Genomic DNA, 21,065 nt, shown 5'->3' with positions numbered 1-21,065 from the left:
ACTCAACGACCGCCCCCGCATGACCCTGAACTGGGCCACCCCCGGTGAGAAAATGACCCAGCTCCTCGGTGTTGCAACCACCGGTTGAGCCCGCCGTACGGACGGAAACTGTCCAAGATCTGCAGGAGTAGCGACCGCCAGGCGTCAGCTCAGGCGGGCCCGGTCGCGGTGACCGGGCCGACCGCGGCCAGATGACCGCCGGTGAAGACGACGACCTGGTCAGCGGTGACCGAGAGGATCCGGCGAACCTGCCCCGACAACGCGACGGACCGGATGATGCGGCCGGTTCCGATCTCCCAGACCCGCAGGACCAGGTCGGTGCACGTGGTCGCGACCACCGGCACGTTGTCGAGCAGGGCCGGCAGCATCGCGCCGACCGCGCCCGGGTGCGTCAGGGCCGGCCCGGTCGACTCCCCGGTGCTGATGTCCGCGCAGGTGACCGTGCCGCCCACGACGCTGATCACGACAGAACCGAGTACGTGCAACCCGCTGACAGCAGCCGCCCGGACGCTCGCCGACCAGCAGGTGATCGACTCGGTTTCGTGGAAATCGGGGTATCCGCGGCACGCGGATACCCCGAAATCGCTGAAGGCGTGTTGATCAAGGATGGTTTGAGACGGCCGGGGACCGCCGGAGCGGCCCCCGACCGGGACTAGCCCCCGTTGATGACGAACTGGGAGCCCGGCTCGACGACGATGTTGCCGTCGGCCGAGTTGGTGATTGTCACGTTCGTCAGGTTGGCGTTGCCGCGCGCCCCGCCCATCGCGAGGATGCCGGCACCGTTGTTGGATTTGTCGATCCGCACGTTGGTGATGGCGACGTTCGGCATGTTGCCGCCGCCGTTCTTGAACTGGATGCCGTCGTACGTCGAATCGATGATGTCGGTGTCGCGGATGGTGACCCCGGTGATGTCCCGGGTCGCCGGGAAGAGCGTGATGGCGCCGAACTCCTGGTCCTCGTTCCAGAACGCGCCGCCGGTGCGGTAGAGCCCGTTGTTGGCGATCAACGTCGTTCCGGAGAAGGGCAACGGGTCGTGGTCGGTCGCCAGCATGATGCCCGGGTAGTTCGCGGTGTCGTAGACCAGGTTGTTCTCGATCGAGTTGTCGTAGCCGCCGTAGATCGCGATGCCGTTGGCCCGCCAGGGCAGCTGGATGGTGTTGTTGACGAAGTGGTTGTCGTGGGCGATGTCGACGTTGCGGTCCTTGACGTACGGGTTGGCCCAGACGGCGAGCGCGTCGTCACCTGTGGTCCGGAAGGACGAGTTGAACACCCGCGAGTTACGCGTGCCGTTGCTGAAGTTGATGCCGTCGGCGTACGTGTTGCGGATCCGCATGCCGCTGAACTCCAGCCCGTCGGCCGGCCCCCACAGCTCGGGGATGTTGTCGTAGTCGCGGCCCACCCAGACGCCCACGTTGGCGTGCTCGATCCAGACGTTGCTGATCTTCGTGCCGGTGCCGAAGCGACCGTTCAGACCCACACCACCCTCGGCGTTGCCGTCACCGCCACGGATCCGGCCGGAACCGAACATGGCGATGTCGGAGATCTGGGTGTTCTTGTCGATGTCGAAGCCGAAGTTGCCCTCGTGCGGGTGGTTGATGCCACCCACCACGTTCTGCGGCTCGGTGAGCGTGTAGAGCTGCGAGTGCCACATGCCGGCGCCCCGGATGGTGACGTTGCTGATGCCGACCTGGTTGTGCGTACCCCGGTTCAGCGGGTCGTCGGTCAGGATCTTCTGCTCCTGCCGCCACTGCCCGGCGGGGATCCAGACGCAGCTGATGACGCCGTTCTGGTCGTCGGTCACCGCCCGCTGGATGGCGGCGGTGTCGTCGAGCCCGTCGTTCGGGACCGCGCCGTACGAGGTGATCGAGGTGCAGCCGGCCGGCTGGCTCGCCGCTGGTGCCACCTGCTCCAGATCGATCATGTCGATGACGTAGAACGAGGCCGTGTCGCCGGCGTCGCGCTGCAACTTGAACCGGGTACCGGCCGGGTACGACTGCGCCAGCAGCGCGTTGGACTCGTCGAAGAGCCGCCGGGCGTCGGCCTGCGGGGTGTTGGTCAGCGCCTCCGGCCCGTCGGTGTTGCCGTAGAGCCAGCTGTGCTTCGACGACAGTGTCAACTTCCGGGAGAAGACGTCGTTGACGTAGAGGCTGATGGTCGCCTCGATGCCGCCACCACCTGGCGCGTCCGGAATGGAGTTGCGCACCACGATGGAGTTGGCCTGGTTGGCCGAGGTGAACTCGACGAACTGGCCGGTGCTGGCGAGTCGTACCGACTTGCGACCCGAGGACTCGCTGGCGAAGTTGGTGTGCCCGAAGGTGCGCAGCGGGTCGGCCTCCAGCAGTGTGCCCTGGTAACGGCCGGCCTCCGCCTCGTAGGAGACGTACGGGACGGCGGCCCCGCGCCCGACCACTATCGATTGGCTGAACGCGTTGTTTGTCTCGTTGGTCTCGGTGACCACGTTCGTGGCGTCGGCGGTGGCGGTGATGGTGGCGCCGCCGCTGGTGGCGGTCCAGCTGCCGCTGACGGTCACGGTGACCGTCGCGCCGGCGGCGATGGAGGCGGTGGTGGTGTTGAGCGTCGTGCTCCCCGCCACCAGCCGGGTGACGGTGGTCGCGCCGGTCGCGGTGGTGCCCCGGTTGCGGACCGTCACGGTGAAGGTGACAGACGCCCCGACGGCCGGGTTCGGCGGATTCGAGGCGATGCTGAGCACCTGGAGGTCCGGGCCCGGGGCCTGTGCCACCACCAGCGGCGACGCGGCCGTGAAGCTGTTGTTGCCGTTGTTCTGCTCGACGATCGTGTTCGCCGGGTCGACCACCGCCGAGACGGCGTAGCTGCCCATCGGCCGGGTACCGGCGTTGAACGAGACGGTGGTCGAGGCGCCCGCGGCGAGCGTGCCCACCGGGGCGCTGCCGACGACCGCGCCGGCCAGGCTGAAGTTCACAGTTGTCGCGCCGGCGGCGGCGGAGCCGATGTTCTGCACCACGGCCGACAGCGTGACCGGGGAGACCTCGCTGGGCGACGAGGGCGACCAGGTCACCGAGCTGACGACCAGGTCCGGGTTGGGCGCAGGGGTGCCGCACACCTCGAACTCGGCGACCTGGCCGGACGGGGCGCCGGTGTTGCCGGTGAACCGCAGCTGCACGTCCGCCGTGGTGGCGGTGACCGGGATGGTCACCACGTTGCTGCCCTGGACGAACTGGTAGGCCGCCGCCGACACCAGACTGGTGTACGTCGACGACGCCTGGTCGCGACCGAGGACCTGGATGGTCTGGGTACGGGTGCCCCAGGCCGGGTCCGGGTTGAGCTTCACTGTGACGCCGGAAATGGAGTGGTTCGCGCCCAGCGCCACTGTCAGGTTCTGCGGGTAGCTCGCCGCGCCCTCCCAGTAGGTGGTGAGCTGCCCGTCGTTCGCCCTGTCCGGGGTGAAGCTGAAGGTGGAGCCGCTCGCCGTCATGCTCTTGCCCTGCGCCACGTTTGTGCAGGCGGGCGGGTTGCTGCCGGTCCGGGTGACGGTGTTGCTGTTGCCGGAGAGGTTGCCGGCGCCGTCGCGGGCGCGGACGTAGTACGACACTGTCGCCGTCGCCGGTTGGGCGTCCTGGTAGGTGAGGACGGTGCCCAGCGTGGCGATCAGGCTGCCGCCCCGGTAGACGTTGTAGCCGGCGAGCCCGCTGCCGCCGGAGTCGGTGGAGGCCCCCCAGTTGAGCGTGATCGTGCTGCCCGACGTGCTCTGCGACAGCGTCCCCGGGACGCTCGGCGCGGTGGTGTCACCACTGCCGGTGCGGGTCACCGTGTTGCTGTTGCCGGAGAGGTTGCCAGCGGCGTCGCGCGCCCGGACGTGGTACGACACTGTCGCCGTCGCCGGCTGGGTGTCGTTGAAGGTGGTCACGGTGCCGACGGACTGGAGGAACGCGCCGTTGCGGTAGACGTCGTAGCCGGCGATGCCGCTGCCGCCCGCGTTGTCGGTGGACGCGACCCAGTTGAGGCTGATGGTGGTGCCCGACTGGGTGTACGAGAGGTTGCCCGGCACGCTCGGCGCGGTGGTGTCCGGGGTGGTGCCGCCGCTGCCGTACACCTCCAGCTCGGAGAGCTGCCCGGCCGGCCAGCCGCTGTTGGCGGTGATGGTGATCCGGACGTAGCGGGTGGAGGTCGAGCTGAAGTTGATCGTGGCGGTGCTGCCGCTCGCCGGGTTGAAGGTGTACGTCTGTGACCCGACCAGGTCGGTGAAGGACGAACCGTTGGCACTGCCCCGCACGCTCAGCGTCTGCGTCCGGGTCCCCCAACCGGAGGTCGGCAGCTTCAGCACGACCTGGTTGACGCTCTGCGAGGAGCCGAGGTCGACCTGCACCCACTGCGGGAACGCGTGGTTGACGCTCTCCCAGTAGCTGCCCGCGTTGCCGTCGACGACCTTCGACGAGTCGTAGACGTCTGCGTGGCCGCTCTCCTGGGTGGGACGACCCTGGGCGAGGTTGGTGGCCGCCGGGGCGAAGCCGGCGCTCGGCGCGGCTGCCGGGGCGGCGGGGCGGGCGGCGGCGGCCGGGGTCGCGACGGCGGTCGCCCCGGCCGTGGCGATCAGCGCGGCGGCGGCCGTGGCCGCCACCGTCCTGAACAGATTCGTTCGTCTCATCACTGTCCTTGTCGTCGGGGGGACGGTTGCCGCGGTGGCTGGACCACGGGGGTGGGGGGTGCGGCGGTGCAGCGCCGGCCGACGCGAGTGGGCCGGTGCCGAGTGAGACGGGGTGGCGCGGGCGGCGCGGGGGCGCCGCTCGTCCTGGAAACACCAGACGGGTACGACCATCAACGGGCCTCCCCAGGAGGCCCGTTGAATCTTCCGAGAGCGTGCGCAGAACCGTGCACGCCTTTGTCGAAATCTTGCGTTACTTTGGCCCAAAGGTTACTGACGTGCTAAGGGAGCGTCAACACTTCGACCACCGTGACTATCGACGGACTTGTCTGCCCTGACGATCGTCGTCCCCGCTGACCTGCCCACAATTTCGGGGAAGGTGCCACCTCCCGACGACTGGAGGCCATACCTTCCCCGAAGTTGCGCGGATCTTGCGTCAGGTCGTACGGGAACGATCAGGCATCTGGAGCCGTCACGACGAAGGTCTCCAGCAACTCTCCGCCGTACCAGTCGGTGCGCTGACCCACATGGGTCATGCCCAGCCGCCGAGCGACCGCCATCGACGGCTCGTTGCCCGGCGACACGACCGCGTAGATCTCCCTAGTACCGGCGGCGAACTCCCGGGCTACCGCCGCGCGGGCCGCCTCGGTGGCGTAGCCATGACCCCACGCGTCCGGGTGCAGGTGCCAGCCCACCTCGATGTCGTCGGTCCGGCGTGACTCGTCGCGCCCCGGCAGCGGCTTGAGCAACAGAGTGCCCACCACCTGACCCGTCTCGCGTACCTCTATCGCCCAGGTGCCGTACCGGCCGCCGTCGCCGGCGTGCCGCTCCTGCCAGATCCCCAGCCGCTCGACGGCCTGGGCCGGATCAGTCATCGGCAGACCCGACACCACGCCCAGATATCGGCTGATCTCGGGACGCGAGTAGATGTCGTAGATCCGGGCCAGGTCGGCAGGATCGTCGGCCCAGTCACGCAGGATCAGGCGTTCGGTGGTGAGAACAGTCATGGTCGGCGATCTTAAGGAGTGACGGCAGTGCCGACAGGGAAGGAGGACCCGATGGGCAACGGATGGCAGCGCGCGAAACGGATCACCAGTGCCGCGTTCCGTCCGGTGCGCGGAAGAGACCTGTCGCTGCACGCCGCCGCGATCACCTTCTACGGGGCGATCGCCGTGGTGCCGGTCGCCCTGCTGGCGATCTGGCTCACCTCGCTGGTGGCCGGTGCCGACCGGGTACGCCGGCTCACCTCGTACGCCGTGGAGGCCCTGCCCACCGCGATCGGCGCGCCCCGCGCGGTGGAGGCGCTGGTCGACGCCGGGGTGGGGTTGACCCCGCTGCTGGCGCTGGCTTCCCTGCTGCCCGCCTCGCTCTACGGCGAGGGCCTGCGGCGGGCCTTCGTCTCGGTGGCCGCTCCCCGCTCGGACGAGCACCTGGTCGGCTGGCGGGGTCGGCTTCTGCTGTTGCCGCTGCTCGCGCCGGCCCCCGCGCTGCTGCTGTCGATCCTGCTGGCGCTCCCGCTCACCACCCGCCTCGTACGCCAGGGCGGCTGGCTCGGTGTGCTCGGCGTGGTGCTGTCGTTCCTGGCGGTCTGGCTGGTGCTCACGCCGGTGCTGGTGTGGGTGTTCCGGGTCGTCGGGCCGGCCTCACCGGACTGGCTCTCCACCCTCGGCATCGGGTCGTTCACCGCGGCGAACCTCTCCGGCTTCCTGCACGGCTTCGTGCTCTTCGCCTCGCTCCCGCTGGACCTGGGCGTGCCCTTCGGCGGCTTCGACGACATCGGCGCCGGCGTGGCCGTACTCCTCTGGCTCTACCTGTTCCACGTGATCGTCCTGGCCGGCTACTCCGCCACCCTGGCCCTCTCCCGCTGGCGCTCCACCTCCACCTCCACCTCCACCACCTCCACCACCCCCGGTTGATCATGAAGTTATCGCCACGACACGCCGAGGAGAGTGGCAATAACTTCATGATCACCGTGTGAGGGCGGACCCCGGGGACAGCGTCAGGGGGTGTTGAGGGCTTCTGTGGGGGTTAGGCGGGCGGCTCGGATGGACGGGTAGACGCCGGCGATCACGCCGACCAGTAGGGCGCCGGCGATTCCGCCGAGCACCGCGGTCAGCGGGATGGTGGGCGGCCAGCCCTGGTAGCTGGCGTAGCCGACGGTGGCGAGCACTCCGAGGGCTGCCCCGGCCGTGCCGCCGAGCACGCTGAGCAACACCGACTCGGTGAGGAACTGCACCCGGATCTGACCACGGTTCGCGCCGAGCGCCCGGCGCAGGCCGATCTCCCGACGGCGCTCCAGCACCGAGATGACCATCGTGTTGGCCACGCCGATCCCACCGACCAGCAGGGCGACCGCCGCCAACCCGAGGAACAGCGCGGAGAAGCTGTCCTCGGTGGCCCGTTTCGCGGCGAGCGCGTCGGAGGGGCGGCTGACCTGGACCAGCCCTGGCAGCTGCGGGTTGAGGGTGGCCGGCAGCACGGCACGGACGTCCTCCAACGCGTCCTCCCTGGCCCGCAGGTAGACGACAGTGGGGTGACCGTCGAAGCCGAGCATGGCCTTGGCGGCGTCCCAGCCGACCAGCACCGAGCGGTCGAGATCCGGGGAGAGCGGCAACGGGTCCAGGATGCCGATCACTGTGAACCAGCGTTCGCCGATGAACACCTGGGGCGGTTGCCGAGGATCCACGGTGGCGAAGCCGAGCCGGCTCGCCGCGACGTAGCCGAGGACGGCGGCCGGGAGCCGGGCCGTCCCGGCGTCGAGGGCCCGGCCGCTGCGGATCCGGCCGTTGACAGTCCCCAACAGGTCCGGCCGGGACGCGAGCACACTGAGCCCTGACGTGTCGTACCGGTCCAGCAGGTCGTTGCGGCGTACGGCGATGTGGGTGTTCGCTATCGCGCTCGCCGTGTGGACCGGCCCGATCCGCGACGCCATGGCGGCGGCGTCCTCCGGCAGGACGACCGGCGGGTTCTGATCCGGCACGGGCTCGGCCCGCAGCAGGTTGGTGCCGAGGGCGGAGAGTTGGTCCATCAGGTCGCGCTGGCTGGACGCGGGGATTCCCACCACGACGACCAACGTGGCGATGCCGATGGAGATGCCCAGCGCGGAGAGGACGGCCCGCATCCGGCGGGTGGTCAGCCCGAGCAGACCGAGCCGGAGTACGTCGGTCGGGGCGAGCCGGGTCGACCGGGCGACACCCGGCTGGGCGCTCACGCCGCGCTCCCGGCAACGGTGTCGGCGACGATCCGGCCGTCGCGGATCTCCACCTGTCGAGGCGTACGGGCGGCGAGATCGCGGTCGTGGGTGATCACGGCGATGGTGGTGCCCTCCAGGTTGAGGTCCGTCAGCAGGGTCAGCACCGCCTCCCCGTTTACCGTGTCGAGGGCGCCGGTCGGCTCGTCGGCCAGCACCAGCGCCGGCTCGTTGACGAGTGCCCGAGCTATCGCCACCCGCTGCCGTTCCCCGCCGGAAAGCTGCTGCGGCAGGTGGTCGACACGGTGCGCCAGGCCGACCCGGGCCAACGCCTCGATCGCGGTTCGCCGGCGGCGACGGCGGGGCACCCCGGCGTAGAGCAGGCCGGTGGCGACGTTCTCGGCGGCATCCAGCCCGTCGGTGAGGTGGAACTGTTGGAAGACGAAGCCCAGCCAGCGGCCCCGCAGCGCGGAGAGCCGACGGTCGGACAGCGCGGTGACCTCCTGCCCGGCGACGCGTACCCGGCCGCTGGTCGGCAGGTCGAGGGTGCCCATGATGTTCAGCAACGTGGACTTGCCGGACCCGGATGGCCCGACGATGGCGAGCATCTCGCCAGCGCGCACGGTCAGAGAGACGTCGTCCAGTGCGGTCACCCCGCCCGGGTAGGTCCTACTGACCCCCTCGACGTTCAGCACCGGTTCGGCGGTCACGACGCAGTCACCACGTCGAGGCCCTCGGTCACGCCGGCGCCACTGACCTCGACCAGGCCCCGGGCGAACATCCCGGTCTCCACCGCCACCAGCCCACCATTGGGCAGTTGCAGCGCGTGCCCGCCCTCGCGGAGCGCCACCAGCGCGCCGACCGGCACCGCGAGCACGTCCTTGTGGACGGCGGTGGTGAACCGGACCTGAACCGTTGCCGCGTCCAGCTTCGCCACGTCCGCCGCCCGGGTGGGTGCGACGAGGACGTCCACCGTCGGTGGGTTGCCCTGCCCGGTGCCGTCGTCCTGCCCCCCGCCGCGCACCGTCTGGGAGATGGAGGCGACAGTGGCCGGGATCTCGGAGCTGTCCGGCAGGGCGACGACCACGGCGGCACCGACCGTGATGGTGCCGACCTCGGTGGCCCCGACCGGTACGGTGACCAGCTTTACCTTCTCGGTGACGGCCAGCAGCTCACCGGCGACCGGGTCACCGGGCAGCGTCTTCACCGCGCTGACCCGCGCCGGCCCGGTCAGCACCGCGACCTGCCCGACCGCGATCGCGCCGGTGGGGTCCAGGCCCACGGCCTTCTGCCACTTCTTGATCGCGCCGACCAGGCTTCCGGTGAGCAGGGCCTGACCCGTGCCGATCTTGGTGCCGTCGGCGCCCCGGGACGGCTGTGAGCCGGTCTGGTAGCCCAGCGCCCTCAGGTTGTCCCACACGATCCGTACGTCGCTGCCCACCAGTCCGGGTTTGTCGAGCGTGCGAAACAGCGGGGTCCCGCCGAACAGCACCGGCACCGGTCGGTCGTTGACCCAGTAGAGCGGCTTGCCCCGGGCCACCGTGTCGCCCACCTTCGGCAGCCGGGTGACGACGCCCTCCCCGGCACCCTTCACCAACCGCTCCGGGCCGAAGCCGAGCGTGCCGTTGAGCGAGCGGGTGTCCGACAGGCTGGCCCGGGTCACGGTCGTCGTGGTCACCGGCGGCGGGGTGCTCGCGGCGTCACCGCCGGGGTGACGCCGCAGGGCCAGCGCCCCGACGCCGGCGCCCACGGCGATCACCAGGGTCACCACCGCCACCACGATCGCGGTACGCCGGGTCGTCCGCCGACCACTGTCGTCGGTCGGGCTACTTCTGGGCACCGAAGATCTCCATCGTGCATTCCCTCTCGACCTTGACCAGGGCGGGACCCTCAAGGCCGCCGGCCGGATCGGTGACCCCGTCGTCGTAGGTCCAGCCGGAGCCGTCCGGCAGCGAGTGGATCTTCATGCCGCGTCCGCGCAGGCACTGGACGTAGTCGTTCCACTGGCTCACGTAGTTCGGGTTCTTCTCCGGGTCCAGCTCCGGCGGCTGGAGCGGCAGCTTGTTCGCGCACGCCACGTACGCCGCCTTCGGCTCCCCGCTCTGGTCGAGGGAGAGACCCGTACCGTCCCCCACCGGGCCGGGCTGTGATCGGCCCTCGTTCAGCTTCACGCCGTTGTCATGCAGGCAGATGTTGTACGCCCCCCAGAGCCGCTCCTCCTCCTCGTCGGTCATGTCCAGGCGTAGCTGCGGCCGACCGTTTGCGGCACCACCGGCGGCGGTGGCGCTCGCCGGGGCGGACGGGGTGGTGAGCGACGCGACGTCACCGCTTGCGGTGCCCTTGTCGGCGCTGGACACGCCGCCGCCGCAGCCGGCGAGGACGACCGCGAGCACTGTGACCGCGGCGAGCCCGGCCGCGACCCGATGGATTGAGTTGGTCATGACGTGGAGCTTCACGCCCACCTGTCAGAGACCTGTCAGGAACCGGTCGTCATCCGATAGCCCCAGCTCAGCGGCCGCGCTGGAATCGGCGGGTGCCACGTACAGTCGCTGCCGTGTGTGCGTACGTGCTGGTAGCCGAGGACGACCAGAAGCAGGCGGAGTTGGCGCGCCGGTATCTGGAACGCGAGGGGCACGAGGTGGTCGTGGTGTCCGACGGACGAGCCGCCCTGGAACGGATCCGGCAGCGGCCCCCGGTGCTGCTGGTCCTCGACGTGATGATGCCGAAGGTCGACGGCCTGGACGTCTGTCGCATCCTGCGCCGCGAGTCCGACCTTCCGGTGCTCATGCTGACCGCCCGGTCGACCGAGAACGACCTGCTGCTCGGTCTCGACCTGGGCGCCGACGACTACATGACGAAGCCGTACAGCCCGCGTGAACTGGTCGCCCGGGCCCGCAGCCTGCTGCGCCGGGGCCAGCGGACGGCGCAGGCGGACCCGGTGCTGCGGGTCGGCGCCGTGCACGTCGACCCGGTGCGCCACGAGGTGCGCAGCGACGGACGCCTCGTCGACTGCACCCCCGGCGAGTTCCAACTGCTCCAGGCGATGGCCGCCCAGCCCGCCCGGGCGTTCACCCGGGATCAACTCCTGGGCTACCTGCACGGGTTCGACAGGTACATCACCAACCGGACCGTCGACGTGCACGTCATGAACCTCCGCCGGAAGATCGAACCGAACCCGCGCAAGCCGGCCCGGCTGGTGACCGTGTACGGCGTCGGATACAAGTTGGTCGAAGAGTCACCCCATGTCGGGTGAGGTTCCGCTGCGCCGCAGCCTGCTGCTCCGGCTGCTGGCGCTGGCCGTCCTCATCGCCGTCGGCTCGATCGCGGCGACCGCGTGGCTGGCCGTCCGCACCACCACCGGAGCGATCCGACAGGAACAGGGGCAGGCGCTCGCCGACGACGCCCGCATCTACGACACAGTGCTCGCGTACGCCGCGACCCACCCGAACTGGGACGGGGTCGACGCGGCCCTTCGGCCGCTCGCCCAGGACGTCGACCGCCGGATCGCCCTGACCACCGACACCGGTGCGCCGATCGCGGACTCGGCACCCGGCGCGGGTCCGCTGCCGACGACGTCGTCAGCGACCGTCGACGCGCTGGCCGTCGACACCGCCCTGATGCCCGGGACCACCCCGCCGAGCGGCGGTGACGGCGGCACCAGCCGCATCGACCCGCGCACCACCGGGCCGTACCTGCTCCCGCCCGAGGAGCGCGCGGCGCTGCGCGACAGGGCGGCCGAAGCGGTCCAGTGTCTGCGGATGCGAGCGCAGATCGACGCCAGCGTCGTGGAGGGGCCCACCGGCCGCCCACGGATCGACACCCCCGGCACCGACCTCGCCGACAATGCCGCCTGTGTCCAGCTGAGAGACGACCTCGCGGCCCGAACGGCCACCGAGGGGAAGGCGCTCGCCCAGCTCAACGCCCTGGTGAACACCTGCCTGGCGCGGCGGCGACTGCCCGCCGTGCAGGTGGACCTGAACTGGACCTGGACGAGGCAGCCGGCGGCCAGCGCACCAGACTCCCGGAGCGCGGCCGGCGTCGACCAGGAGCACAACCGTGCGGTCAGCGCCTGCGTCGGCACCAGTCGACGTGAACAGCTCCTCCCGTACGTCGCCCCGGCCGCGACCCTCTTCGTCACCGACCCGGGCGGCCGCCCCTCCACCACCTTCGACCTCTCCCCTGCCAACCAGACCCGCATCGTCGCGGTCGCCGGTCTCGTCCTGCTGGTGACGATCGGCTTCACCGTCCTCGCCGGCATCCGGCTGACCCGCCCGCTGCACGCCCTGACCGGGGCGGCCCAGCGGATGCGCGACGGCGACGGCTCCGCCAGGGTTCGGGTGACCGGTCGCGACGAGATCGCCCGGCTGGCCGAGGTCTTCAACGACATGGCCGAACGGCGGGAGCGGCTGGAGCAGCTACGCCGGGCCATGGTCAGCGACATCGCCCACGAGATGCGTACGCCGGTGAGCAACATCCGGGGCTGGCTCGAAGCGGTCGAGGACGGCGTCGCGGCCCCCGACCGCCGGCTGCTCTCCTCACTGCTGGAGGAGGCGACAGTGCTCCAGCACGTCATCACCGACCTACAGGACCTGGCCGAGGCAGACGCGGGCGCGCTGCGGCTGCACCGCGAACAGGTCTACCTCACCGACCTGCTCGCCCAGGTCGCGGAGGCGCACCGAGTCCAGGCCCACCGGGTCGGCGTCACCATCACGGTACGTACGAAGGCCGACCCGCAGGTGGACGCCGACCCGGTGCGACTCCGTCAGGCCGTCGGCAACCTGGTCACCAACGCGGTACGGCACACCCCGCCGGGCGGGCGCGTGACGATCAGCGCCGGCGCGACCGACGCCGAGGTCGTCGTCTCCGTGACCGACACCGGCAGCGGCATCAGCGCCGAGGACCTGCCCCGGGTCTTCGACCGCTTCTGGCGGGCCGAGAAGTCCCGGAGCCGGCAGACCGGCGGCAGCGGCCTGGGCCTCGCCATCGTGCGCAAACTCATCGAAGCCCACGGCGGCACGGTCAGCGCCACCAGCACCCCCACCCACGGGTCCACCTTCACCCTCCACCTGCCCCCTCCCCACCCCTTGATCATCGAGGACGCGCGCGGAAGGGGTGACCGGTCTGTCGGCGCGGACTAGGCTGCCGCGGCATGAGCAGTGAGATTCCGGCCCGCGCCGACGTCGTGATCGTCGGTGCCGGGCACAACGGCCTGGTCTCCGCGGTCCTGCTGGCGCGCGCCGGCCTGGACGTCCTCGTGTTGGAGGCCGCCGACGTGATCGGCGGCGCGACCCGCACCGAGAACCCGTTTCCGAAGGTGCCGGGGCTGCGCCACTCCACCGGTTCGTACCTGCTCGGGCTGATGCCCCCGGAGCTGCTCGCCACGCTCGACGTACGGATCCCGGTGCTGCGCCGCGACCCGCACTACTTCCTGCCCACCCCGGGCGGCCTCGGCTCGCCGTACCTGCTCTTCGGCAGTGACACCGCCGCCACCCGGGCGCAGCTCGCCGAGTTCTTCTCCCCCGCCGACGTGGCCGCCGACGATGCCATGCAGGCCGAGCTGGCCGCGCTACGCGAAGACCTCGCCCCGGCCTGGTTGGCGGAGCCGCTGAGCGTCCAGGAAACCGCCGAGCGGCACGTCCGCCCGGCGCTGCGGCAGGTCTTCGTCGACCTCGTGCAGGGCTCCGTCGCCGACTACCTGGCCCGGTTCGAGTTCCGCTCCGAGCTGCTGGTCAGCATGTACGCGGTCACCGACGGCCTGTCCGGGCTCAACGCCGGACCGGACGACCCCGGAACCGGTCACAACTTCCTCGTGCACAACATGTGCAGATTGCCCGGCTCCGGCGGCACCTGGATGATCGCCGAGGGTGGGATGGGCACTGTCTCCCGGACGTTCGCCGAGGCCGCGCGCGCCGCCGGGGCGACGATCCTGACCGGTACGCCGGTGCACGCGGTGACAGTTGACGGCGGTGCGGCGAGCGGAGTGGTGCTGGCCGACGGTCGGGAGGTCGCCGCCCGGGTGGTACTCGGCGCGTGTGACCCGTACCGGCTGATGGACCTGTTGCCCGACGGCGCGTTGCCGGCGCGGCTCGGCGAACGGATGGCGGCGGTCCGCCGGCCCGGCACCACGCTCAAGCTCAACCTGGCGCTCACCGGTCTGCCGAGCTTCTCCTGCCTGCCGGCCGGTACGCCGAGCCCGTTCGGCTCGACCATCCACCTGTTGCCCGGGTCCGCGTCGCTGGTCGGCGGGGCGGACGCGTCGCCGATGACGGCGCTGCGCGCGATGTGGGCGGACGTGCAGGCCGGACTGCTGCCGGCAGAGCCCACCATCGAGTGGTACCTGCACACCACAGTCGACCCGTCGCTCTCCGACGCCGCCGGGCACCACTCGTCGGCGCTCTTCGTCCAGTCCGTCCCCTACGAGCTGGCCGGCACCACCTGGGACGCGGAGCTACCCGGCTACGTCGACCGGCTCATCGGGATCGTCGAGCGGTACGCCCCCGGCACCGCCGACCTGATCGCCGACGCGGTGCCGCTGCCGCCGCCGGGCATCGAGGAGCACTTCGGCATCACCGGCGGGCACATCCACCACGTCGACAACACCGTCTCGTTCACCGACCGGATGCCCTACGCCACCGGCATCGACGGCGTGTACGCGGGCAGCGCCGGCTGCCACCCGGCGGGCAGCGTCATCGGCGCGGCCGGCCACAACGCCGCCCGCCGCATCCTCACCGACCTGGGGCTTGTTTCATGAGGGCGATCGAGCAGCCATGCCCGCCGCGCCGTCGATGCGGTAGCGATCGGCCCACCGCTTCGCCGTGTTCACGCTGACCTGAAAACGTTCCGCGGCGCGGCGTAACGGCCACTCGTCGTCGACGACACAACGGGCAAGGCGCAGCCTCCCGGTCTCTGACAAGGGGGCGTTACGGTGGACCATGAGGACCTCCACGGGTCAGGTGCGGCTGTCTGGTAGCTCCACACCTACCCCGGAGGTCCTCACCCGTTCAAGATCCGACCCGTCACCAACGTCTATGCACAGAACACCTAGGCCGCTGACCGGTCCCTGCTCGGGCCGGCGGACGGCCGCAGGTCGCCCGGGCCGCCGATCAGGTAGTAGCCGACCAGCAGCAGGTACGCACACAGGCTCAGGATGGGGTCGATGAAGACGACGGCGAAGGCGACGAGGTAGAGCAGGGGCTTGAGCAGCACCCGACGTGCGATCGCCCGGGCCAGCCGGGGATCCAGGTCGGGGTGCAGCAGCCCACGCCGGCGGGCCCACCACCAGCTCAGGTTGACGAAGATCGCCTCACCGAGCACGGTGCCGAGGTACAGGGCGGCGGTCAGTCGCTGCTCCGTCGCCCCACCGCGCAGGTTGTCCGACAGCAGGTCGGCGGTGAACGGGATGGTGGCGATGAAGAGCAGGACGCCCAGGTTGAAGACCAGCAGCATCTGATCGACCCGGACGATGTACCGCCACAGGTTGTGGTGGGCGAGCCACACCTGCCCGGCGAGCGCGAAGGTGATCACGTACGCCAGGTAGGACGGCCAGGCGTGGGCCAAAGCGTCCGGAACCGCTCGCCCACTCTCCCTGGCGGGGCCGGTCTGGAGCAGCTCGACGGCCATCACCGTCAGCACGACCGCGAAGACACCGTCGCTGAACGTCTCCACCCGCGCGGCGTCCCGGGCCATCTCCCGACCGCGTCCGTACCGGTACTCGTTCTCCCGCGCGTCCGCCCCCGCCACGCCCGCCCCGCTCTCGTCGCGCACCCCTCCCCGCGATCGTGCGCTTTCGGTCGCCGTTCTGGGGCGATTGCGGTGCTTTGCACCCACCGAAAGTGCACGATCGCGGGGGCGGAAGGGGGGCGGAGCGGGGTCAGCTCAGGGCTTCGCCCGCCGGGGCCGGGGTTTCCGCGTCGACGCGGTGGGCGCGGACCTTGTGGCCGACGCTGGTCAGGCAGCGGCCAGAGGGCAGGTCGAAGCGCCACCCGTGCAGTTGGCAGGTGAGCTGATCGCCGTCGACGATGCCGAAGCGGGTCAGGTCCGCCTTCAGGTGCGGGCAGCGCCGCTGCACCACCCAGTCGCCCAACGTGATGTCCTCGGCGTCGGTGCTGCGCTCGTGCTCGTCGTACCAGCCCTCGGCGTACTGGAGCCGCTCCTCGGAGAGGCACTTGAAGAACGCGTAGACGAACTCGTTGTACTGGCCGATCCGGGCCGCCGAGAACCGGCAGGACAGGAAGAGCGAGTTGACCCAGTCCACCTCGTCGATGAAGAGCAGGTGCTCGATCAGCGACCGCTCGGTCCGGAACCGGTAGCGCACCTTCTCGTCCGCGTACGGCCGGACCTCCTTGCCGGGGAAGTCCACCACTATCGACTCGATGCTCTCGCCGTCGTACCCCACCAGGTCGAAGCGGACCGGACCGCCGACCCCCTTGGCCAGGTAGATCGACTCGTCGAGCAGCGGCTCGATCCGACGCTTCATCTCGCCGAGCACGTCCACCTCGGGGTGCCGCCAGGACGCCTTCTCCGCGTCGATGATCGGGCGCTTGCGCTCCCGCATCTCCTCCAGGTGCGCGACCTTGTTCGCGAAGAACTCCTCCACCGGCACCGGGTGGGTGGTGCTCGCGCCCTCGGTGGTGACCTCGGCGACGCTGCCCGGCAGCAGCACGATCCCGTTGGTGCCGCCTACCTTGGCGTACTCCGACAGGAAGACGGACTGGTCGGGGAAGATGTTGCCCTCGTCGCCGTGGATGTCGTTGAACTGCCACAGGGCGTCGTCGAGGAAGCACGGCGGCCCGGCGATCGGGAAGACGTGCGACGCCTTCAGGTCGTCGATGTACCGCCAGGTCCGGTCGAACTGCCGGTCCCGCTTCTGCTTGCCGAACGCGGTCTTCGCCGCCTGCGGCAGTTCGTAGACCATCGGGTACCAGATCGCGCCGGAGAACTGGAGCAGGTGCGCGTGCACGTGCCCCAACTCGGCGAAGACGCTCAGGTCGGTGGGGCGGGCGTCGTTCTGGTTGAGCAGCCGCACCCCCTCGTACTCGACCCAGAGCGAGGAGTCGCCGATCGGGCCGTCGGTCGGGCTGGTCAGCGCCTGAATCATGATCTTCAGACCGCCGGGCAACTCCACCACCTGCTCGTTGGGCGCCTTCAGGAACTTGGTGAAGCCCAGCGCCCGGAACTCGTCCTCCATCTCCGAGGTGGGGAACTCGGGCAGCAGGACCGTGGCGTCCTTGGAGACGAAGTCGCGCAGGTGCTTGGCGTCGAAGTGGTCCCGGTGCAGGTGGGAGACGTACAGGTAGTCGACCTGCCCCAGGGTCTCCCAGTCCAGCAGAGAATTGTCCGGGAACGGGAACCACGACGCGAAGTAGGCCGGATTCACCCACGGGTCGCACAGGATGCTGCCCGCAGCCGTGTCGATCCGCATGCTGGCGTGCCCGGTTCCGGTCACTCGCACCGCACAGTCCCCCTCAAACAGACAATCAGGTGTACGCCAAACGCTACCGGAGTGAGTCTGACCGCCGCCCCGCGACGCCGGTAGTGCCGTTCAGCCCGCCCGCAACAGGCCACCTGCCCCCTCGCCGCCAGCCAGGACGCGGCCGGACGGTCACAAGGCGCTTGGCCAACTCCAGCTTCGCCGTGCCGGCACGGCCAATCGCCAACCGTCCATCAGCCCGGGGATCTCGTCGACCGGGGCCGCCAGGTTCACCTGCTGCCCGCCACCGACCTGATGGTTGGCGTCCTGCGACACGCTGCCCTCGCTACAGCAGGAGCACAGCACCCGCGTGCCGCTGGCCGGCTCCGCCGCGTACCCGTGTTCGTCGAAGAACGCCGCCAGGGCGCGGACGTCCTCGGGCGTCTCGGCCATGACGTGGACGGTGGTGGTCGGCAACGTGGACGCACGGAACAGCAGCAGCTCGTCGAAGACCGGGTACGTCTGCCCCGCCACCTCGCGCTCCCCGTTCGGCGCGCCGTCGTGCACCACGACCTCCCCGAACCGGCGGCCCGACTCCGGGGTAGGCACGTTCAGCACCCGCGCTCGGGTCGGACAGAGCCGCCGCGCCCAGACCACCTCGCCGTTGCCGAGCCGGATCGGCGCGACTCCGAAGTCGGCGACGATCTCACCCTCACCGTCCGGCACGGTCAGGCCGAAGCCCCGCCAGGCGTCCCGCGCGGTCGCCCAGTCCTCCATGATCGTCGCGGCGATGCCGAGATTCCAGAAGGCCGGCTCCTGGGCGTCACGGTCCGCTCGGGCAGCCGCCTCACGGCCCAGCTCGTACGCCTTCGCCCAGTTGTTCAGGAACTTGTACGCCAACGCCGCGTCGAACCACCAGACCCCGGCCGCGGAGTGGTCGGGGTGCTGCCGCACCAACCGCTCCAGCAGTTCGCCGGCCAGCGACCAGTCCTCCGCCTCCCACGCCGCGTAGGCAGCCTTCAACAGCTCCCGACTCTCCTCGCGAGTCATGCCGTCCCCTCAACTGGCCGGACCCTGCGCCGGGCCTGACACAAGGCGTGCCAGACTAACCAAAGATCCGATCGCGAGGGAAGGACCGACAGTGGCAGGAAGCGAGCCGGTAACGTCGCCAGACCAGCACAAGCCCGGGCACCGCAAGGCCGGGCAGATCGGCGCCGTGCTGTCCGCACTGGCGCTGCTGGCGATGATCTGCGGCAACCACGAGGGCAGGGTCGAGGACATCTGGCTGATCGGCCTGGCCGCGCTGCTGCTGATCATCGTGATCGGCGACATCGTGCTGCGCCGCAACGGCCTGCGCTCCTGACCCGACCCACCGCCGGACGACCGGCCGAGAACGCCGAGGGCCCGCCCCCACCCGGGGGACGGGCCCTCCTCCGTACGCGTCGCGGGTCAGCGCCCGAAGAGGATGTCCTGCACGTCCTTGAGCGCGGCGTCGACCTCGGCCTCGAAGTAGCCACCCGGCACCAGGCCGAACCGGAGCGTGTCCAGGTCCTTCGGGTCGACCGGCATCGGGTTGCGGCGCTGCATGCCACCGAGCAGGGTGTCGAAGAAGCGGTCCACCTGGTCGGGGTCGTACCCGCTGCCGAACCGGCGCACCTGGAAGCTGCGGCGGATCTGGTCAACCCGGTACAGGTCGCTGCCGGGCGGACCGGCCATCGGCGGGCCACCCATCGGGGGACCACCCATCGGCGGGCCACCCATCGGCGGGCCGGCCACCGCGGGCGGGCCGGCCATCGGCGGACCACCCATGCCCTGCTGCGGCAGCGGAGGCGGACCGGCCGGACCACGACGCATGTCGCGCAGGTCCCGCTCCGGCATCCGGATCTCGGCCGTCATGTCGGCGCGACCGTGCCGCCCGGCCTCGAAGCCGTCGAAGCGCGGCTCCTCCGGCGGCGGCGGATAACCGCCGGGCGCGCGCTTGTCGTCGGGGCCGTACCCGCCGCGCTGATCGTCCGGGCCGTACCCACCGGGTGAGCGCTGGTCGTCCGGGGGGCCGTACCCACTGGGGCCGGCGGGCAGGCCGCGCTGCGGCATGCCGTGGCCGCCCATCGGGCCGGGGCCCATCGGGCCGCCCGGACCCATCGGCGGACCGGCCGGGCCACGTGGCGCGTCGTAACCACCACCGCGGGGGGCGTCGTACCCACCGGCGAAGGCACCGGTCGGCTCGTCGTAGCGACCGTAGGGCGGGCCGGCCTGCGCGGGCATCGGCCGGGGCGGCATCGGCTGCGGGACCATGCCCCGGTCGTCACGCATCGGCGGACCCATCCGGTCCGGCGGGCCCATCCGGGGGTCGCCACCGCGCCCGGCGCTGTTGCGCTCCTCCAGCTCGGCCAACTGCCGCTCGACCCGGTCCAGGTGCAGGTCGACCTGCCACTCGTCGTAGCCGTTGAAGCGGACCCGGAAGACGACGTCATGAACCTCCTGGGAGGCCACCGGGGCACCGACCTGTCGGCCGTCGAGCGTCGCCTCGACCCGGTCGAGGAAGGCATCCACCTCGTCGACCTTGTATCCCCGGCGGAGCGCCTTGCGCCGGAAACGCTGACCCTGACTCGCCACTATGTCTCCTGGTCTCGTTCGCCACGCCCGGTCACGCCGGTGCCTCTCCGGCGCGGTCGGTGTTGGTGTCGTTGTCCTCGGCGGCGGCGAGTTGGCCACACGCACCGTCGATCTCGCGACCCCGGGTGTCCCGAACTGTGGTGGACACCCCGGCGTCGCGCAACCGCCGGACGAACTCCCGCTCGACCGGCTTCGGGCTCGCGTCCCAGCGACTGCCCGGCGTCGGATTGAGCGGAATGAGGTTCACGTGGGCCAATTTGCCGGCCAGCAGCCGCCCGAGCAGGTCGGCTCGCCACGGCTGGTCGTTCACGTCCTTGATCATCGCGTACTCGATCGACACGCGACGGCCCGTCCGGGCGGCGTAGTCCCACGCTGCGTCCAGCACCTCGGCTACCTTCCAGCGCTGGTTTACCGGCACGAGTTCGTCGCGCAGATCATCATCGGGCGCATGCAACGACAGCGCAAGGGTCACTGAGAGGTCTTCGCTGGCCAGTCGGTGGATGGCCGGAACCAGGCCAACCGTGGAAACGGTGATGTGCCGCTGGGACAGGCCGAGCCCCTCCGGAGCCGGGCTGACCAGCCGACGGATCGCCGCGATCACCCGGTTGTAGTTGGCCAGCGGCTCGCCCATGCCCATGAAGACGACGCGCGACAGCCGCGGCGGGGAACCGGCCACCACGCCGGAGGCCGCCACCCCTGCCATGTAGACCGCCTGGTCGACGATCTCCGCCGTCGACAGGTTGCGGGTCAGCCCGGCCTGGCCGGTCGCGCAGAACGGACAGGCCATGCCGCAGCCCGCCTGGCTGGAGATGCAGACGGTCACCCGGTCCGGGTAGCCCATCAGCACGCTCTCCACCAGCGCACCGTCGTGCAGCCGCCAGAGCGCCTTGCGGGTCGCGCCGTCGTCGCAGGCCAGCTCGCGCACCGGGTTGAGCAACGTCGGCAGCAACTGGTCGGCCAGCCGCTCCCGGGTCGCCGCGGGCAGATCGGTCATCGCCTGCGGGTCGCGGACCAACCGCCCGAAGTAGTGGTTGGAGACCTGCTTGGCGCGGAAGGCCGGCTCACCCAGCCCGGTCACCAACGCCTGGCGGCCGGCCAGGTCCAGGTCAGCGAGGTGCTGAGGGGGCATGGAGGCCCGGCGCGCGGCGGAGGCGACCGAGATGGCGGGGATCAGGGGCAGGCTCGTCATGGCTGGTCCAGTGTGTCACGCCGTCGGCGGCGGGTGCCGG

General features: G+C 70.7%; 17 protein-coding genes and 1 pseudogene. 5 read left to right on the top strand and 13 right to left on the bottom strand.

The genetic code is table 11. From position 1 onward, the window contains the following. Nucleotides 1–149 precede the first annotated feature (149 nt). From ABZU74_RS17015 to ABZU74_RS17005, 3 genes are all read right to left on the bottom strand, one after another. A complete protein-coding gene (locus tag ABZU74_RS17015; protein WP_355424249.1) occupies nucleotides 150–464 on the bottom strand; it encodes a hypothetical protein in 315 nt (104 codons plus the stop codon). Nucleotides 465–652: 188 nt separating this feature from the next. Continuing rightward, nucleotides 653–4,624: a CARDB domain-containing protein gene (locus ABZU74_RS17010; RefSeq protein ID WP_355424246.1), complete on the bottom strand. Its 3,972-nt coding sequence runs from the start codon at nucleotides 4,622–4,624 to the stop codon at nucleotides 653–655. A gap of 452 nt (nucleotides 4,625–5,076) precedes the next feature. Then, a complete protein-coding gene (locus ABZU74_RS17005) occupies nucleotides 5,077–5,628 on the bottom strand; it encodes a GNAT family N-acetyltransferase (RefSeq protein ID WP_355424243.1) in 552 nt (183 codons plus the stop codon). Between the two features lie 51 nt (nucleotides 5,629–5,679). On the opposite strand from ABZU74_RS17005, the gene ABZU74_RS17000 reads away from it, so the two are divergent. Next, on the top strand, nucleotides 5,680–6,537 hold the full coding sequence (locus ABZU74_RS17000) for a YhjD/YihY/BrkB family envelope integrity protein (protein WP_355424240.1): 858 nt from the start codon (nucleotides 5,680–5,682) through the stop codon (nucleotides 6,535–6,537). An 83-nt stretch (nucleotides 6,538–6,620) separates the two neighbouring features. Here ABZU74_RS17000 and ABZU74_RS16995 read toward each other — a convergent pair whose 3' ends face one another. The 4 genes from ABZU74_RS16995 to ABZU74_RS16980 form a co-directional block, all read right to left on the bottom strand. Beyond that, nucleotides 6,621–7,742: an ABC transporter permease gene (locus ABZU74_RS16995; RefSeq protein WP_355424264.1), complete on the bottom strand. Its 1,122-nt coding sequence runs from the start codon at nucleotides 7,740–7,742 to the stop codon at nucleotides 6,621–6,623. 86 nt (nucleotides 7,743–7,828) lie between these two features. Then, entirely contained in the window at nucleotides 7,829–8,521 is a 693-nt protein-coding gene (locus ABZU74_RS16990; RefSeq protein WP_355424237.1) for an ABC transporter ATP-binding protein, read from the bottom strand. Continuing rightward, nucleotides 8,518–9,651, bottom strand: coding sequence for an efflux RND transporter periplasmic adaptor subunit (locus tag ABZU74_RS16985; protein WP_355424234.1), 1,134 nt, complete (start codon nucleotides 9,649–9,651; stop codon nucleotides 8,518–8,520). The genes ABZU74_RS16990 and ABZU74_RS16985 overlap by 4 nt, the downstream gene beginning before the upstream one ends. Then, nucleotides 9,638–10,252, bottom strand: a complete 615-nt coding sequence (locus tag ABZU74_RS16980) for a hypothetical protein (RefSeq protein ID WP_355424231.1) — start codon at nucleotides 10,250–10,252, stop codon at nucleotides 9,638–9,640. The genes ABZU74_RS16985 and ABZU74_RS16980 overlap by 14 nt, the downstream gene beginning before the upstream one ends. 113 nt (nucleotides 10,253–10,365) lie before the next feature. Here ABZU74_RS16980 and ABZU74_RS16975 point away from each other — a divergent pair, with 113 nt between their 5' ends. The 3 genes from ABZU74_RS16975 to ABZU74_RS16965 are packed head-to-tail and all read left to right on the top strand — an operon-like array spanning nucleotide 10,366 to nucleotide 14,562. Beyond that, a complete protein-coding gene (locus tag ABZU74_RS16975; RefSeq protein ID WP_355424228.1) occupies nucleotides 10,366–11,064 on the top strand; it encodes a response regulator transcription factor in 699 nt (232 codons plus the stop codon). After that, on the top strand, nucleotides 11,054–12,949 hold the full coding sequence (locus tag ABZU74_RS16970) for a HAMP domain-containing sensor histidine kinase (RefSeq protein WP_355424225.1): 1,896 nt from the start codon (nucleotides 11,054–11,056) through the stop codon (nucleotides 12,947–12,949). Before ABZU74_RS16975 ends, ABZU74_RS16970 begins: the two co-directional genes overlap by 11 nt. Nucleotides 12,950–12,960: 11 nt before the next feature. After that, nucleotides 12,961–14,562, top strand: coding sequence for an NAD(P)/FAD-dependent oxidoreductase (locus tag ABZU74_RS16965; protein WP_355424222.1), 1,602 nt, complete (start codon nucleotides 12,961–12,963; stop codon nucleotides 14,560–14,562). Here the strand turns inward: ABZU74_RS16965 and ABZU74_RS16960 are convergent. The 4 genes and pseudogenes from ABZU74_RS16960 to ABZU74_RS16945 all read right to left on the bottom strand — a co-directional run. Then, nucleotides 14,559–14,745: pseudogene (locus tag ABZU74_RS16960) on the bottom strand (leucine zipper domain-containing protein); the annotation flags it as partial. The gene ABZU74_RS16965 and the pseudogene ABZU74_RS16960 overlap by 4 nt on opposite strands. A gap of 107 nt (nucleotides 14,746–14,852) precedes the next feature. Then, nucleotides 14,853–15,497, bottom strand: a complete 645-nt coding sequence (locus ABZU74_RS16955) for a TMEM175 family protein (RefSeq protein ID WP_355424262.1) — start codon at nucleotides 15,495–15,497, stop codon at nucleotides 14,853–14,855. 184 nt (nucleotides 15,498–15,681) lie between these two features. Beyond that, nucleotides 15,682–17,262 carry a Rieske 2Fe-2S domain-containing protein gene (locus tag ABZU74_RS16950; protein ID WP_355424220.1) on the bottom strand — a complete coding sequence of 527 codons (1,581 nt, stop codon included), beginning with the start codon at nucleotides 17,260–17,262 and terminating at the stop codon, nucleotides 15,682–15,684. Nucleotides 17,263–17,412: 150 nt separating this feature from the next. Then, nucleotides 17,413–18,270, bottom strand: a complete 858-nt coding sequence (locus ABZU74_RS16945; protein WP_355424217.1) for a tetratricopeptide repeat protein — start codon at nucleotides 18,268–18,270, stop codon at nucleotides 17,413–17,415. 91 nt (nucleotides 18,271–18,361) lie between these two features. Between ABZU74_RS16945 and ABZU74_RS16940 the strand changes: the two genes are divergently transcribed. Further along, a complete protein-coding gene (locus ABZU74_RS16940; protein ID WP_130408195.1) occupies nucleotides 18,362–18,583 on the top strand; it encodes a DUF2631 domain-containing protein in 222 nt (73 codons plus the stop codon). A gap of 86 nt (nucleotides 18,584–18,669) precedes the next feature. On the opposite strand, the gene ABZU74_RS16935 is transcribed toward ABZU74_RS16940, so the two are convergent. Both ABZU74_RS16935 and rlmN read right to left on the bottom strand, forming a co-directional pair. Next, nucleotides 18,670–19,836, bottom strand: a complete 1,167-nt coding sequence (locus ABZU74_RS16935; protein WP_355424214.1) for a DivIVA domain-containing protein — start codon at nucleotides 19,834–19,836, stop codon at nucleotides 18,670–18,672. A gap of 31 nt (nucleotides 19,837–19,867) precedes the next feature. Further along, nucleotides 19,868–21,025, bottom strand: a complete 1,158-nt coding sequence (rlmN, locus tag ABZU74_RS16930; protein WP_355424211.1) for a 23S rRNA (adenine(2503)-C(2))-methyltransferase RlmN — start codon at nucleotides 21,023–21,025, stop codon at nucleotides 19,868–19,870. Nucleotides 21,026–21,065 lie beyond the last annotated feature (40 nt).

The sequence above is a fragment of the Micromonospora sp. NPDC005171 genome (genome assembly GCF_040608575.1).
In the GTDB taxonomy this organism is placed as follows: Bacteria; Actinomycetota; Actinomycetes; order Mycobacteriales; family Micromonosporaceae; genus Micromonospora.
Note: the sequence above shows the minus strand (reverse complement) of the source record. Positions and strands in the feature narration are given on the sequence as shown.